Origin of the sequence: Ligilactobacillus apodemi DSM 16634 = JCM 16172, assembly GCF_001434405.1 — a bacterium.
Taxonomy (GTDB): Bacteria; Bacillota; Bacilli; order Lactobacillales; family Lactobacillaceae; genus Ligilactobacillus; species Ligilactobacillus apodemi.
Window position 1 is genome coordinate 616244 of record NZ_AZFT01000053.1, and the last position, 16077, is coordinate 632320.

Here is a 16077-nt window from a genome sequence, read left to right on the forward strand (position 1 = left end):
AACTTGGCACTTTTTATTGGAATCTCAAAATCTCAAGCCTTTTGGGAAGAAGTTTTTAACTGTCCCATTAACTAGTTTTCCAAATGCAAATGGTTTATTGTCACAAATCAATAAATACCATCCATTTTTCTTCTTTTCGGCTATTGAGACAGTATTGCCAGTTACATACTGTTCCCATTGAGATCGAGTTAAGTTCAATGTAGCTTTGACCTCCGCTGGTTTTAAAGCTAAAGCTAACGTATAGCTAGGTTCAAAACGTTTCTTCTTAAAGACTCCCAATAATAGCCCAGGACGCATAAATTTCAATTTTGAAATATCCGGTCCATTTTTAGGATAATAATACAAATGATCCCCATAGCATCGAAGTTCACTGACTTTAAACGGTGACTCGACTAAGAAATTATCTGCAAACTCACGCCACAAGTTTATTTGTTCAGTTGATAAACTTGCTTGACGCTTTTTCTTTTTATTTTTTACTTTCTTTACTTGTGCTGGTCGAGTATCGCTTAACTTAGCAATAAAATGCCCTTCACCTTTAAAATGATGAGGCATTAAACGTACCGTACCACTTAATGAAGCCTCTCCATTTGCCCAAGCAGGGACTCCTTGATCCATTCCTTGATGATGCTTCAAAGGCACGATTTCTAAATAAGGATATTCAGCCAACAACCACGCAATGATTTGTTCATCTTCTTCTGGTGCAAACGTACACGTTGAATAGACCAACTCACCACCGACACGCAACATTTTTAAAGCCTCTACTAGGATCTCACGCTGACGTTTAGCACATTGCACGGGATAGTCTCTGTGCCAATAAGTCATCGCGTGTGGATCTTTTCGAAACATCCCTTCACCTGAACATGGCGCATCAACTACGATCTTATCAAAATATTGCTCAAAGTTTTGAGCCAAAGTTGCGGGATCTTCGTTCAAGACTAAAACATTTCTAGCCCCTGTACGTTCAATATTTTCCGCTAAGATCGTAGCTCGTTTGCGGTTGATCTCATTTGAAACTAAGATTCCTTGATTAGCCATTTTTTCAGCTAACTGGGTCGATTTCCCCCCCGGTGCAGCACACAAGTCCAAGATCTTTTCGCCTGGCTTAGCTTCAACAACTTCGCCAACATACATTGCACTTAAATCTTGACTATAGATATAACCTGCTTGATGCTCTAAAGTTCGGCCACTAACTTCACCGACATACCCAGTCTCCACATATTCAACTGGATCTGCCAATGAATTTGTGACATTTTTATAGTCTTCTTTCAAGGGATTTAACCGAAAACCTTTTTGGACTTTACCATCAAAGCTCGCAAAAAATGCTTCGGCTTCATCGCCTAAAAGTTCTTGATACTTTTCTTTAAAATCTACTGGTAAATTCACATTAAAACCTCTAAACTACTCTTTTCTCAGCCTTAAACTGATCAAAAGATAAAATAATATAATACTTCCTACATATAGACTGCCCATAAAGGCTAATAAATAGGTATAACTTGTCAATTGGAAGATAAACATCCCTAGCATTGAACCTAAGATCATTCCTAAGCCAACCCAAATCGAATAGGTGCGCCATTCTTCGAAAATAAATTTAGCTTTATTGGTTTGTAAGAAAACAGCTTCAATGTAGCGTCTCTTAGCGGAAACAAGCCACACAGCCATTTGAGCTAAGATTCCGACCGCAGCAACCAACAAACCAGCCAATTGGGTCCAGTGTGAGTTGATCCACGATTTATTAGAGATAATGAAATCTTTCTTGACCAAATTGATTGCTGTCGCTAAACCGAGCTTCTTCTTTAAAGTGCTAGCACTTACAGGCGAAGTCATATCAATCACGATCTTAAAATTATTTGTTTGTAACTTAGCCAAAGTTTTAACTGACGCTGCAATAAAAATTTGACTATCTAAATCAGAGGTATAACTATCCCCCATTACACCGATCACCGGTACATAAGAGCCATTGATCTTTAAATACGATTGATCTTTTGGTATATAAAGCTTATTTTTATATTTTTTACCAACAATCGCTAACGGAACATCAGATTCAAAATCTGAACTGGCAAAAAAGTGCCCCGAAAGTAACGGTGGGGTCGTATAATCTCCTTTACCGTAGAAATAAGTTATCTTATCTTTTTTATCTTGGTAATGAATTTGAATATCAGTTAAACTACTTTCTTTAACTTTTTTATTAAAATCAGCTAAAGAGGTATTTTCTTTTAGCGTCACCACATACGCATCAAATGATAAGTTATTATTGTTTAATTGCATGATAAGATCACGTTCTTGGATCTTAAAAAATAAGTAAACACAAAAAAACGAAATCAAGATGACATAAAAAACAACTGCTATCTTTCTTTTAAACACTGAAATGCCTCCAATTAATGAATTCCTAAAGCCATTTTAGCGTAACTTGTCATTCGATCAACTGACCAAGCTGGTTCCCAAATAAATTCGACTTCAACTTTTTTTACTTCAGCAATATTTTTTAGCGAGCGTTCGACCATATCAGCTAAAACATTTGTCAGCGGGCACCCCATTGTAGTTAAAGTCATTTGAACGGTGCAAAGACCATCTTCTTTTAAATCAACAGAATAAATCAAACCTAAGTTAACAATATCGATCCCTAATTCAGGATCAATAACTGTCTCTAACGCAGCTAAAATTTCTTTTTTTATTACTTCGCTTTCACGCTTCTCCATTGTTTTCACCTAAACTATACAATATAGTTTCCTTTCTAAACTTATTTATTAGTACTGAAATATGTAGCAAATTTTTTTGCCATTTCCACGGCCGCAGCATAGCTCACTTTATGTCCTTGGCCTTCTGCTGTCGTAAACGTCACATTTTTAGCATAGTCATTTCCCTTGATACTTTCAAAAAATGCGCGATCATCAACATATGGTACCATTTCATCTGCCGTTCCATGCCAAAAGTGCATTGGTCGACCGGCAATTTTTTGTGGATTTTTAGATAAATCTAGGACTGCTAACTGAGATAGTTGCTGTTCGATCAATTCATGGGGTAATTCATCATCGCCAACTACCTGTGTGATCAATTGGCGAGCAAAGTCAACGGGACACGGTGTTCCCATCAAACTGACTCCTGCAGTGATCCAGTCATAAACAGTCATCAAAGCACAAGTCGTAATAGCCCCCATTGAAAGCCCGGTTACACCTATTTTGCCAGCTAAAATACCAGTAGTCTTTTGATATTCATCAACCAACACTGGAAATTCTTTGACAGAATTCACTACGATTTCCCAAAATTGTAGGCGATGTTTTTCAACTGAACCTACTCTGCGGTCACCATGAAATTTTGCGTCAGGCAAAACGACCCGAAGATCTCTTTTGGCAAGTTCGTAAGCTTCGGTCAGTACCTTTTCTTTACAGCCGGTCCATCCATGGTAAAAAATAACTAATGGTAAGGCTTCATTGCGTTTATCAGCTTTGATAACTTCCAAAACTGGGATATCTTTGATCTGCTTTTCAATTATTTCAATCATTTTAATTCACCCTACCAACTATTACGTAATACAACTAAACAAAACAGTTGCTACGATAGTTTACCTTTCTTAATTTATAATACTTGCACGCTGAAATGAAATGGCTAAGATAACACTAAGCCACTATAAATTATACACTATCCCTGAAAAAAACAGGTGTTAAAAATATTTCAAAATTTACCATAAAGAGAATTTGTAATTTAATAAGATATGTGATAACTTAAAGCAGATATACTACTTAATGAAGGATTGAATGGCATGGAACAAAAATTAATCACTATCGACTTAGATGGAACTACATTAAATAACGAAAGCAAAATAACTCCTAAAACAAAAGAAGTCCTAAATAAGGCAGCTAAAGCCGGACACATCGTTTCGATCGTGACTGGTCGTCCTAATCGAATTTCTGAGCACTATTATGACTTTCTTGGCTTAAAAACGCCCATGATCAATTTTAATGGTGCAGTTGGACATATTCCTCACAAAGATTGGGAAAAAGAATATGCCTTGACCTTTAATAAAGATATTGCTTTTGACATTTTAGCCGCTAAAGAAAAATTAGGGATCAAAGTAGTTGCTGCTGAAGGTAAAAATATGGCTTTAGCTGATGTTCCTAATACTGTGATCGATGACTTTTTCCCGGTAACTTTACAAGCCAATGAAGTTTTAAACCGCATAAATTTAACTGAAAATCCTTCCGCTATGACAATGTTAGTTGAACGTAACCAACTTCCAAAAACGGCTACTGCCTTGGAAAAAGAGTTTGGCGATAAAATCAATGTTGGTGTTTGGGGTGGACCTAATCCGATCCTAGAACTCTCGCCTAAAGGTGTCGATAAAGCCCATGGTGTTAAATTTTTAGCCGATACCTACAAGATCGATCGTAAAAATATTATTGCCTTTGGTGATGAACATAACGATGCTGAAATGATCGATTATGCTGGTTGGGGCGTCGTAATGCAAAATGGTACCAAGCAATTAAAAGCCTTGGCAAACGATATCACCCCACTAACTAACGAACAAGATGGCTTAGCACATTACCTAGAAGAATACTTACAATTAGCCTAATAAAAAGTCGAGATGAAAACATCTCGACTTTTTATTATTTTTCGTCGCTCTTTAATACGCCACCAACAGCATAACGATCCTTTTGCATTTCATTTAATACAACATGAACGTGTTCTGCTGGAGCGCCGGTATTTTCAACTACGGCTTTAGTTACGTCTTTGACCAAAGCTTTTAGTTGTTCTTGACTACGACCTTCGATAAGTTCAATGTGAACTAATGGCATCTAGCTCATCTCCTTTTAAAAAGATACACATCTAATTATGACAAAAATTAGCTTTAGGCGCAACGTTTCGTTTAAGTATTTTTGTCCTCATTAATATCTGTTAGAATAAGAATAACTATTAATTGAAAGGATGTCTTTTATGATGATCTATAAAGGTTTTGATTTTTCTGCATGTACTAGCATTTTAGTCGGTAAAAAAGCCATGGCAGACGGCTCTACTGTGATTGGGCGCAACGAAGATGCTAAAAGTGCCTGGCCTAAACACATGGTAGTGCATCCCCATGAAGAATTTAGCGCAGAACAAGAATTTGTTTCAAATGATAACGGCTTTAAGATGCCCTTGCCTAAAGTGCGTTTTAAATACAGCGCAACCCCTGAATGGACAAGTGAATTCGGGTTATTTGAAGAAGATGGGATCAATGAATTTGGTGTAGCAATGAGTGCTACCGAAAGTGCCTATGCCAACGAACGGGTCTTAGGAGCTGATCCTTTAGTTAAAGATGGCATCGGAGAAGAAGCTATGGTCACGGTTGTCTTACCTTACATCAAGTCAGCCAGAGAAGGGGTGAAACGCTTAGGCGAGATCGTCGAAAAATATGGTACTTGTGAGACAAATGGGGTCTTATTTTCTGATAAAGATGAAGTATGGTACCTTGAAACTGGTTCTGGCCATCATTTTGTAGCTCAACGTATCCCTGATGACCATTATGCCGTGGTCGCAAACCAACTAGCGATCCAAGAGATCGACTTTAATGATCCCGATAATTTTATGTATTCAAGTTCGATCCAAGAATTTGTGGCAGAAAATCACTTGAATCCAGATCCAACTACTTTTAATTTCCGTAATATTTTTGGCACACACGAACTGGCAGATGAGATCTACAGTACACCTCGTGTTTGGTATGGACAAAAGTACTTAACTCCAAGTGTGACACAAGATCCGATGAGTGAAGAGCTTCCCTTCATTCAAAAAGCGGATCGGTTGCTTTATTTAGATGATTTAAAATATGTTTTAGGCTCACACTTCCAAAATACGCCTTATGACCCGATCGGAACTGGTTCTCCTGAACAAAAGCATAAATTCAGACCAATTAGTTTGGCTAAAACCCAAGAATCACATCTCTTACAGATCCGACCTGATCATAAGCCTGAAGTCTCTGGGCTACACTGGTTGGCCATGGGTGTGACCGCGCAAAGTGTTTTCGTACCATTTTATGCTGGCGCGACCGATGTCCACCCTGCTTATAAAGTTGGGCAAAAAACTTATTCCAAAGATTCAGCTTATTGGGTCTATAAACTATTAGGTATTTTAGTTGACCCCCACTATGCTTTATTTGGACAAAAAGTTTCCGACCTTAAAAAAGAATTAGCAGTCAAATTCACCCAGATAATTCGGGAAACTGATACCAAGGCAAAAAATCTATCTGATGAAAAATTAGCTGAATTATTGACGACAGCTTCGATTGAAATGCAACAACTTGGGTTGACGGAAACTGAAAAAGTCATTGCTGAATTGATCACAGAATCAACCGACCTTTCGCCGTTGAATTTCAAAACCGACGCTAATCTATAATAAAAAAGACTTTAGTTTTTAGCTAAAGCCTTTTTTATTTAATCTGTATTAAGTTTACTAAAAGAGTAGACATCAATATTTTGGCCGTTGTGGCGTAAATACGAACGTAAAACTCCTTCTGGCTTAAAAGCCAAACGCTTGGCAACTCGTAAACTGTTGATATTTCTTACGTCAGCCAATAACCCTACTCGAACTAGCCCTAATTTAGTTAAGGCATATTGGACTAGCTGCTCAGCGCCAACAGTGATGATGCCTTGATGCTGATAAGGACTCGCTAACCAGTAACCAATTTCAGCAGTTTTAGCGTTTAGATCTAAGGCATGCAGATCGATCATCCCGCAAGCTGTTTTATCAACGATAATGGTCAAGGCTAGCATTTTTTGTTGTTCATTTTGTGCTTGTACATATTTAAGAAAATTTTCTTCGTCTTTGACGGTATTGGTTTCTTTTACCCATGGAAGCCACTTTTCAAGTTCAGTCCGGTCATTATCGATCGCCCAAAAAAGATCAGTGGCATATTTTTTGTCTGGATAGCACAATTCAAAATTTTTCCCCTGATAAAAGCTCATGTCGCTCACTTCCTTTTGCACCAAAGGATAGCAAAAAACGACCATCTTAGCAAGATGATCGTTAAAATTGTATGCGTTCGCTAATCCTCGGTTTGCTCTTAGAAGCCATTTTCAAAATAAGTTCCCGCTAACCTAAACATAAGCTTTTCCTGTGATTTGTATTAGTTGCCGTCTTATTAGGCTTTTTCCGTTCTTTATTTTTTACATTTTACCATTTTTCACTGTTCTTTTTAATACTTTTTTACTCTTCTATTTATATTATATTTATTTTTTGAATATTAACGTGTACACTACGCCCCTTTATCTTTTATGATATTTTTTAGAACTTAGTGCTCAAATATTTGCTTCATTCCCCCAAGCTCTGTATGTGAGCCGTTGTCGTTTATTATGCTACCTGTTTAACTCCAACATGCGGTTCATGGATCGGTCTTAATAACTTATTGATGTCTACTTTGATATTTTCTACTTCACCGATCACTTTTTCAAAATTTGATCGCATTGCTTCTTCAAAATCTTCATTTTGAATCGTATTTATCAATCTGACCATATTCTCTGCTCCCGAACGTCCCCAACTCCGTCCTTGGCGTTTCATTCGATACGAAAATGGTCTGTGCCAACTTTCGCACACACCTAATCCGCCCCTTGAGATCGATACTGAAAACTCTCTTAATCTCAACGGTTTCATGTATGACCAATTTCTGGCTAAATATTCTCGCAATAATTTTGTATATTTTCTAGTTTTGCTGTCCTTTTCTGCCTCTGCTATTGATTCCATCGTATCTAATACTCTTATCACGTCATCTTTTGAATATTTTTTACTGCTACCATCATTTTGTTTAATAGTTCTTGTGGACAAAAATACATTCTCTCACGTATTTTCCGATTGAGATGGTATCTATCTAAAAAGTGTTCATGCTGCTTACAGCCTAATGTTAATTCTTGAAAAACTTCAGGTTCATATCCAGAGCCACCATCACTATTAGACAACACGATCGTGTTGCTTAGATCATAATGATTTTGTAAATAATTCAACATTTCTTTAAACACTTTTGCTCTGGAGCTACCGGAAAACTGATGTGCATTTATACAATAGCCACGTTTTCCATTCTTTTTGACATCTATCCACTAAGTGCAATCTTAGCATATGCTTCATAGCCGAAAAATATCAATGTCGTTTTTTGGTGTCTTCTTCGTCTTATACTCTTGCAGCGAAAATTCTTAGCTAATACTACATGCAATTTTACTTGCCACCACGGCATACGCGTCAAAGACTTAGCATCCATTTCTGAAACTTCAGGAGCATTTTGACTAGTATTTGAACGGATATCTTCTAGCGACAAATTATATTTCAACAATAGTTTTTGTGCTAGCAAAAGTGCAGTCTGATCTTCTTCATCGTCTGGATTATCTTGTGCTAATTTCATAAGATCTTGGATCTTACGAGTGATTTTATCTAGTTCGTCCATTTGTTTTCCCCTCAATCTTTCTTACCGCTTCTGTTCAAACAATTGCTTTTGTTCAAATAATTGATTACCATATTCGACAGCTTTAGTATGCAACACTTCCGTGATCGCAATGATAATTGGGACAAAAAAGATATATAAGGTTGAATAAAAGCCTAGTGTTCACACTAAAGACATATACAGATAGATTCCACGTAAAAATGTTGCAAATGCCATAACTGTGTTTCCTAGGCTGAAGATGCGCAAAATCATTGCCATCTTGTTTCGATAAAAAGGCTGTTTTTGTTTTTCCATGATATATCCTCCAATGCTTATTAAACGTTACGTTTTCTTACAGTTCATAGACAAAGATTGTTACAATCCTGCGCCAGCACGCGAAGCGCTTGGGGGTGTAGCGATCTGTAGGCTATGATACGTGCAAAAGGCGTCTTAACGCCTTGCGCAAGGAGCATTAGCGACTGAAGCCAATATACTTTCTAAGCGCGGTGGGCGGAGGCGGAGCGCTCGCAATGCTTCAACCTAAAATTAGTGGTAGCAAAATGGGAGCATTTTTCACTATAACTTCAAAAAACGATAGCAAATTGCTCCCATTTTGCTACCACTTGGCCTTAAACACTTCGCAATTTTTTTCATAACAATACCTCCATAAAGTCTGTAAGATTTAAATATACAGATAATTTGAAATAAACTTTAATACAACATAAAAAGCCGAAAACAGATATTTGATGAAAAATATCGTATTTCGACTTTTTATATCCGTAAGGAGGTATTCAAGAATTAACTTTATTCAATATTACTTCTTCTTGCGGCAAACTAACTTTTGCACCATCAATAGCAATATTATAATCTAACTCTATCAACTTACCACTGGACTCCCTTTTCCAGTATCTATCAGACGAATCAACAAAATAAATCACAGGGACAGGTCTAGCATTCATTGATCTTTCAATATGTGGTTTATATTCCACGTAGAAATCCCCTGGTGGAACAATACCTATTACTATGGTTTGATGAAGTGTTTCAGTGTTAAAATCTCCATGCTCTCTTTCTGTAGATATGACAACATCATGAATTGGTTCTGAAGAATGATTGGAAATTTGAAAAATATTACTTCTAGTCTTACTACTTTTTTTATCCCACCAAATAAACACTTTATTAGCTACTTCTCTCTGCCTATCCTTTTCAGATTTTACAATCTCATTAAGCGTTATATACAATGACACTGCAACAACAATGTTTCCGACTATTGAAAAAATTGATTCTACTGTTTGTAAATTCACTCAAAATTTACTCCTTTCAAAACATAATAAAGCCCTGAGTCTAATGACTTCAGAGCTCTATTAAAAATATTATCTATATATTAAAATTCTTTTTTCTTACGACGATCAATCTCAGCTAATCCTAAGGCACTTGCGATCCCAACCATCAAAGCAGCTAACTTACCAAAAGTTTGTTCAGTCTTTTCACCCGTTTGTGGTAATTGTGCAGCCATTTGTTTCTTGATTTCTTGGCTCACACGGCGACTTTTAACATCTGTCGTCAGATAACCAGCAAACTCTCCATGCGCATTGAACACTTGTGTGCCATTTGTTGTATATCCTGGGACAACATTACCTTTACCATCTAAGATCTTATTCCCAGCTTGATAGAAGAATGTACGTTTAGCCTCTTCCTCTGCCAATTGCTTAGCTTTCTTTTCAGCTAATTCAAGTGCTTTTTCTGCCTCCTCTTTAGCAACCAATCTGTCTAAGTTTGCTTGTTTTGAATCGACTTTAGCATTTTTAGCATCTAAATTAGCTTTCGCCAAACCATAAGCTTGTTGCTTAGCTTTAACATCTGCTTTAGCACTTGCTAATTTTTGCTTAGCATTGCTCAAATTAGTTTGTGCTGTGACTAGGATCGTATCAGCGTTTTCAAGCTCAGATAATTTTTCTTGAAGTTGTTTCAAAGTAGCAACTTCCTTATCATAGTCTGCTTGAGCATCTTTCAAAGCTTGTTTTACACTATCAAGATCTGCTTTGGTCTTAGCTAAAGTATCATTTTTAGCATTCAATACATCTTGTTCTGCTTTTAATGCTTGCTGTTTATTAGACAAAACAGCCTTTGCTTTGTCTAAGTTAGCTTGTTTTACTTTGATATCTGCACTTAAGTTATCAACTGCTTTTTGCGCTTCAGCAGCTCTTGCTTGATCTTGAGATAAAATGTTTTTAGCATTATTTAAATCAGTTTGAACTCGGTTTAGGCTAGCAACTGCAAAATTGAACGTATTTTGATTCTGAGCGAGCTCTTTTTCCAAATTAGATAAATTAATTACCTTTAGAAGAAGTTAAAACGCTTTGTGCGTCGTTATTTTGCTTCTCGGCACTATCAAAAGCCACTTGTTTTGTCTGAAGATCACTTTTTTGTGAACTCTTTAACTGTGTTTGTAAAAATTCAGCATCATTTACCACTGGATATTCTGTAGTAGTATCCTTTCCTAACAACAAGCCCGCATAGTTTTCGAAATGTAATACTCCATACTTGTCAATTGAAAAGCCAAAATATTCTTTATCACTACTATTTGTCCATAGAGCCGTTAATTGGGTAGCATCCCCCAACCAGATGAGGCATCATTAAAAATCATACCTAAAATTGATCTATAAATTCCCTCTTTGACACTATCTAAATTAGATTCACCAAATGATACATATCTTCTTGCAATAGATTCAGACATAGTAGAAGCGGCAACAAATGTCTCTTTTCTTGCTTTCTCTAAAGCACTTGTATCGTGATCGAACTTATCTCAATAATTATCAGCAACAATTTGAGCATATTTGATAGATTGATCACTCACAATATTTTTAGCTGCATTTATTGACTCACGAGCTGAATTGAGCAGGCTAGCAATCCAAAGAGTTAATTCTTTTTGCTGTTCAGTTGTCAAATTAGTTGGTGTAATCTTGATTTTTTTATCAGCTTCACTATGCTTAAAGTGATTTAATGAAAATCCTTGATCTTTAAATCAATCTAATTCCTTGGCAGATTTAACACTACCATATCCATCAGGTAATACGATCGTATTGATACTATTCAACTTATCTGTGATCTCAGCAACTTTATCGTGTGCTTGATCACGTTTAGCCTTAGCTTGAGCAAAAGTAGCTTGTGTTTTATCAGCTTCTGCTTGCTTATTATCTACATCTTTTTTAACTGTATCAACAGCTATTTTATCGCTATTTAAATCATTTTCAGATTTCTGCTTATTTGTCGTAGCATTATCCAAAGCTTGTTGTTTTTGTTGAACATCGATCTGATCAACTGCAACTTTCCCTTTAGCTGCTTTCGCCGTATCAATGATTCCTTGTGCATCAGTTCCGTCTAAGGTCTTCTTAGCTTCATCTGCTTTAGCTTGATCTGTATCAACCACGTTGCTTGCTTGGTCAACAACCGACTTAGCTTGTGTTTTATCACCAGCAGTTTTGTCAGCTACTGCTTGTTTAGTTGAGACATCTTCAGTTGCTTTGCTTACAGTTTGAATATTTTCTGAAACATTTTTATTCTCATTAGATAAATCTTGCTGTGTTTTACCGACTTGGACTTGCTTCTCGTTGAGATCAGCACTATCTTTTGTAACTTGTTCTTTTGCTTTATCTAAGTTATCTTGTACTTTCTTAGCGTTCGTGCCGTCAAGTGTTTGTTGTACTTGATCTACATTTGCTTGAACTGTATCTACATCTTTTTGAACTTGGTCAACACTTGTTTGGGCTTTATCTACATCTTCCGCAGCATTTTAACAGCTATTTGCTTGGTAGAAACATCAGCCGCACTATCTACCGCTTTATTTAGAAGCATCAGCCACATTTTTTTCTTGAGTAGCGATCTCATCTTTGGCTTTCTCAATATTTTCTGGTGTTGCTTCTTCTTTCATTGAGCAACTTCATCTTCTGCCTTATGTACATCATCAGACGCTGTTTTAGCAGCATCTTTTGCACTATCTAAATCATTTTGAGCTTTATCTGCATCTGATCGAGCTTGTGTTTGTTCTTGTTTTGCTTGATCTAATTCATTTTGTGCAGTTTGCTTATCATTCGTAGGTTGTTGTTGAACAACCGCAACATTTCCGTTATCCGAGACAGTATCTGCTTGTGCACTTTGTGCGTTAGCGCCTACAGCAGCTGTCCCCATAACAGCTGATATAGCTTTGCAGCTTCACAAGACAGTTAAGAAAAAATCGAACTTGTTGCCCACGATCCAGATGCAGCTCAAAATAAAAAAATAAGATTGCTTAAAAATGAGCATTGTATCATTGAACTTTTTAAGGATACTCCTAGCTATAAACTGATCGATATTACGCTAGGAACAGATGAGCTGATCCTATAGTAAAAGACCAACATTTCAACTGTTTAGTTGAGAATGTTGGTCTTTTTAAATTAAATCACCATTTGGTAATGATTTAATGTATTCTTCCATAAATTGCCAATCAGGAACATATCCCTCTGAATTAATTATAGATCCTCCTTTATCTACAATACTATTACTAGAATTATCAATTCTAGCAGGTAATTTTAGGGTGAAGTCCTTCTTAAAATGAGAATTTAGCTCCCTACCAAAAGCCTGATATTTTATCATGCATTCATTTCTAATGATTGCAGAAATGAATAATTTAGAGTAAATAGATATATTTTCTTTAGGCGTTAAAACTGCAACATTCTGCCCTGTATAAAAATCTTTATTTTGAACATAGCACGTTCCTAAGTATGTCCCCCCTAATGCCAACGTCATTTTCCCAGACAAAAATGGCTTTTCATTATTAATAGCATCAATTTTAGCAATTACACCATTATTATTTCTATTCCTAGTAACATAATTATATATTGGACTGTCTGTAGATATATTTATTGCGTCAATTCCATTCCCCATGCACGCGTGAAATATATCATGTAGGTAAAAGGTTTTCCAATTATGTGTGTCCAATTCCCTGATATTTCTTTTATTATTTGTTTTAGGTACTTTGCATTTCAAAGATTTAATATAGCGCTCCATATAATCCCAGTCAGGAATATATCCCTGGTCAGAATACGTATTTTTACTATCGATCACTGGTGATTCCCCATTCGATAGAACTGGAAGTTTTATTCTAGAATGCTTCATACGTGAGGGTCGCCATTTTCTACCATACCCCCATCTATATCGATCATTCATAATGACAGCGGCAACAAACATTCCAGTATAAAAATTAAATTCTCCGTTTTTTCTATAAAGTGGATTTACATCGTGAGAACATGTAAATTGCTTATCCATGTAATAAGCATATCCCACCGAGCCATTATTCGTAACGCATACAGAGTGCCCAGAAAATAATTTATCTTCTAAAGGAGCATTTTTGCCATCACCTGTTTTCGATGCATATGAAATTTCATCAAGAGTATAATATTCGGTTATTCCATGGTTTTTATCAGAAGCTCCCAGAAAGGGTATGCTTCCAGTTCCACTTGCTTCTGGCTTCTTGTTATAAAACCCCTTCTTTATAACAAATATTTTATCAAACTCAAAGAATTTCCAGTTTTTCGTATTTAGTTCCATTCTAAACTGTCTCCTTTATTAGATAAGCAAGATATTCATTTATAGTTCTTTGAAAAAGATTTTCGTCCAACTTGCTGTAATCCGTATCCATGTAAGCTTCAGCAAGCCATTCATCTTCTTCCGTAACTTTATGCATAACTGATAAGCCTGGAACTTCACGTTTATTTCTATATACGTCAAGCCATGTTTGTTCTGTAGATTTCCAAAGGCTATTTCCCTTTTCATCAGTCTTTTCAACTCTCCCCAGACCTTTTCTTTTTATAAAGTTGTCTTCTTTGAAGTAACCAAAAAATGTGTCTCTATTTGATCGTGCATGTTTTTGAGATAAATCAAAAATCATGCAACATGCTACTGCAGAGGCACCAGGATAAAAAGTATCTACAGGCAAAGAAAAAACTGCGTCTAGCGTGTACGAGTCTAACATTTTCTTTTTGAAAGATTTAATCTCACTTGAATTACCAATAGCCGTCTGCATTGGTAGTAAGACAGCCATCTTTGCATTTTTTGATACATGTCTGGCTACCCATTCAACATAATGAAATCCCTTAGATGGATCCTCTTTTTTCTTACTTGACCATTTCTTTGTATATTCAGGATCACAATGTTTTTTCGTGGCGTTATACGGTGGGTTCATTAGTACAACGTTAATATCAGCCTCTTCGATCCACTGGCCTTTATTGAACATAGAATCTTGAATAACATTAGAGTTTCCATCACCATGAATAAGCATATTGGTCGAAGCCAATCCATATGCCCCTTCTTCATACTCAATACCATAAATTTGCCCTTTTTTTACATGATTTCTTTCCGTCTCTGTATCACAATCGTCCATAGCATCAGTCATAGCCCTAACTAAAAAAGAACCACTGCCACAACAAGGATCCAACACTCTAGAATTTTTATTGATTCCAACCGCTTTACTCATAAAATCACATATATGATCAGGGGTAAAAGCTTGATTCTTATCGGATTTACCAACATATTTATTAAACGTGGTAAAAAACAAATTGAGTAAGTCTTGTCCTGCTGTATTTTTGTCATTTATATATGGAACAACATTTATGTCAATATATTCTAAAATTTGAACTAGTTCACTATAAGTTAGGCTAGTTACATCTTGATTTTCCAAAACTTTATTATTTAATATAGCCAATTTCCCAGCTTTATTGATAGTTTCACTATTAGCAAGTAATCCAGAAAGAATAGTCTGTATGTTCCGAATAACTACTTTCTGTGGTGTCAATTTCCTTCCTTCTTCATCTATAGTTTCTTTAATATTTTTATACTGAAGATTGTTCTTTAAGGCCAATAAACATGTCCCGACAAATTGGCTACGTAACTTTTCGTCAATACCATCAGAATGAAGCATTTCATTAAGGTTTTTGATAGAATCAACAACTTTTATTTTATCATTGACTTTTCCAAAACAAAGATCTTCATACTCTTCAAAAGTTAGTATTTTTGTCTTATCTTTGTGCCTATGAGCTTCGTCAATAATTACTGATTGGCCATACCAAGTCCAAACTTCGTCCCCTTCTGTTTCAGCTAAAATGGCAACTATCTTTTTATTAGAGTATGCTTTTTCATACTTAACATAGTCTTGAAGTTGGGTATAGATATTATTCAAATTCCACCTAGAAAACTTATTTTTAGTTTCAACTAAAATTACTAATCTATCATTTTCAAATCTAATATCTAGATAGTTGTGTTTAGTTCCAGTTTTCCCACGTTGATAATCTTTTACATTTTTTCCAATATTAGTAAATGCTTTAGGATAACTGAACTCACCTGTCTCCAAATTTCCAATGTGATATTGGTCACCAATTTCTCTAATAATATCTAATCGTTTCATCTGACCCACCATCTTTCATTCCACAGATACAGTGTTGTTCTCTTTAATTCAACGACTAGGTATTCTTCAATACATTTTTTTCGTGCCATTATTATAATTCTCCTAATTAGCTTTTCTTAAAAACGCCAAGTAGCCCACTACCTACGTGCTATGATTCTAAAGAATCATAGCACGTAGGTAGTGGGCTGATGGAATTAGGGCAAAAAGTAGGCACTTAAATAAACTAGCTAGCGTTCGTTCGTTCGTTCGTTCGTTCGTTCGTTCGTTC

Annotated in this window: 18 protein-coding genes; 2 read left to right on the plus strand and 16 right to left on the minus strand. The window is 36.1% G+C overall.

From position 1 onward, the window contains the following. Nucleotides 1-24 precede the first annotated feature (24 nt). Genes FC32_RS08305 through FC32_RS08320 form a run of 4 tightly spaced genes read right to left on the minus strand, consistent with a single transcriptional unit; the run spans nucleotide 25 to nucleotide 3499 of the window. Entirely contained in the window at nucleotides 25-1383 is a 1359-nt protein-coding gene (locus tag FC32_RS08305) for an RsmB/NOP family class I SAM-dependent RNA methyltransferase (protein WP_025087440.1), read from the minus strand. A gap of 15 nt (nucleotides 1384-1398) precedes the next feature. Beyond that, nucleotides 1399-2361, minus strand: a complete 963-nt coding sequence (locus FC32_RS08310; protein ID WP_025087441.1) for an ABC transporter permease — start codon at nucleotides 2359-2361, stop codon at nucleotides 1399-1401. Between the two features lie 14 nt (nucleotides 2362-2375). Next, entirely contained in the window at nucleotides 2376-2696 is a 321-nt protein-coding gene (locus tag FC32_RS08315) for a metal-sulfur cluster assembly factor (RefSeq protein WP_025087442.1), read from the minus strand. A gap of 41 nt (nucleotides 2697-2737) precedes the next feature. Next, nucleotides 2738-3499, minus strand: coding sequence for an alpha/beta hydrolase family protein (locus FC32_RS08320; protein WP_025087443.1), 762 nt, complete (start codon nucleotides 3497-3499; stop codon nucleotides 2738-2740). 258 nt (nucleotides 3500-3757) lie between these two features. On the opposite strand from FC32_RS08320, the gene FC32_RS08325 reads away from it, so the two are divergent. Continuing rightward, nucleotides 3758-4567 (plus strand): Cof-type HAD-IIB family hydrolase, encoded by an 810-nt coding sequence (locus tag FC32_RS08325; RefSeq protein ID WP_025087444.1) that lies wholly within the window; start codon nucleotides 3758-3760, stop codon nucleotides 4565-4567. 34 nt (nucleotides 4568-4601) lie between these two features. Here the strand turns inward: FC32_RS08325 and FC32_RS08330 are convergent, their stop codons facing one another. Then, nucleotides 4602-4790: a 2-hydroxymuconate tautomerase gene (locus FC32_RS08330; protein WP_025087445.1), complete on the minus strand. Its 189-nt coding sequence runs from the start codon at nucleotides 4788-4790 to the stop codon at nucleotides 4602-4604. Between the two features lie 139 nt (nucleotides 4791-4929). On the opposite strand from FC32_RS08330, the gene FC32_RS08335 reads away from it, so the two are divergent. Continuing rightward, on the plus strand, nucleotides 4930-6363 hold the full coding sequence (locus FC32_RS08335) for a C69 family dipeptidase (protein WP_056957385.1): 1434 nt from the start codon (nucleotides 4930-4932) through the stop codon (nucleotides 6361-6363). Between the two features lie 38 nt (nucleotides 6364-6401). Here FC32_RS08335 and FC32_RS08340 read toward each other — a convergent pair whose 3' ends face one another. The 11 genes from FC32_RS08340 to FC32_RS08385 form a co-directional block, all read right to left on the minus strand. Then, nucleotides 6402-6932, minus strand: coding sequence for a GNAT family N-acetyltransferase (locus FC32_RS08340; protein WP_025087446.1), 531 nt, complete (start codon nucleotides 6930-6932; stop codon nucleotides 6402-6404). Between the two features lie 385 nt (nucleotides 6933-7317). Next, the gene (locus tag FC32_RS11085; RefSeq protein WP_156399014.1) at nucleotides 7318-7788 is read right to left on the minus strand and encodes a UPF0236 family transposase-like protein; all 471 of its coding nucleotides are present in this window, start codon (nucleotides 7786-7788) and stop codon (nucleotides 7318-7320) included. A gap of 262 nt (nucleotides 7789-8050) precedes the next feature. Further along, nucleotides 8051-8398: a DUF7168 domain-containing protein gene (locus FC32_RS08350; protein ID WP_025088106.1), complete on the minus strand. Its 348-nt coding sequence runs from the start codon at nucleotides 8396-8398 to the stop codon at nucleotides 8051-8053. Nucleotides 8399-8557: 159 nt separating this feature from the next. Further along, the gene (locus tag FC32_RS11090) at nucleotides 8558-8689 is read right to left on the minus strand and encodes a hypothetical protein (RefSeq protein WP_268870046.1); all 132 of its coding nucleotides are present in this window, start codon (nucleotides 8687-8689) and stop codon (nucleotides 8558-8560) included. Between the two features lie 476 nt (nucleotides 8690-9165). Beyond that, nucleotides 9166-9675, minus strand: coding sequence for a hypothetical protein (locus tag FC32_RS08355; protein WP_025088107.1), 510 nt, complete (start codon nucleotides 9673-9675; stop codon nucleotides 9166-9168). Nucleotides 9676-9755: 80 nt separating this feature from the next. Continuing rightward, nucleotides 9756-10691: an LPXTG cell wall anchor domain-containing protein gene (locus FC32_RS08360; protein ID WP_056957386.1), complete on the minus strand. Its 936-nt coding sequence runs from the start codon at nucleotides 10689-10691 to the stop codon at nucleotides 9756-9758. Between the two features lie 10 nt (nucleotides 10692-10701). Next, the gene (locus tag FC32_RS08365; RefSeq protein ID WP_025088092.1) at nucleotides 10702-10992 is read right to left on the minus strand and encodes a hypothetical protein; all 291 of its coding nucleotides are present in this window, start codon (nucleotides 10990-10992) and stop codon (nucleotides 10702-10704) included. Between the two features lie 404 nt (nucleotides 10993-11396). Next, nucleotides 11397-11801, minus strand: a complete 405-nt coding sequence (locus FC32_RS08370; RefSeq protein ID WP_025088093.1) for a hypothetical protein — start codon at nucleotides 11799-11801, stop codon at nucleotides 11397-11399. Between the two features lie 497 nt (nucleotides 11802-12298). Then, nucleotides 12299-12559, minus strand: a complete 261-nt coding sequence (locus tag FC32_RS08375; protein WP_025088094.1) for a hypothetical protein — start codon at nucleotides 12557-12559, stop codon at nucleotides 12299-12301. A 240-nt stretch (nucleotides 12560-12799) separates the two neighbouring features. Next, nucleotides 12800-13957, minus strand: a complete 1158-nt coding sequence (locus FC32_RS08380; protein ID WP_025088095.1) for a restriction endonuclease subunit S — start codon at nucleotides 13955-13957, stop codon at nucleotides 12800-12802. Between the two features lies 1 nt (nucleotide 13958). Next, entirely contained in the window at nucleotides 13959-15809 is a 1851-nt protein-coding gene (locus tag FC32_RS08385) for an HsdM family class I SAM-dependent methyltransferase (RefSeq protein ID WP_025088096.1), read from the minus strand. Nucleotides 15810-16077: the final 268 nt, after the last annotated feature.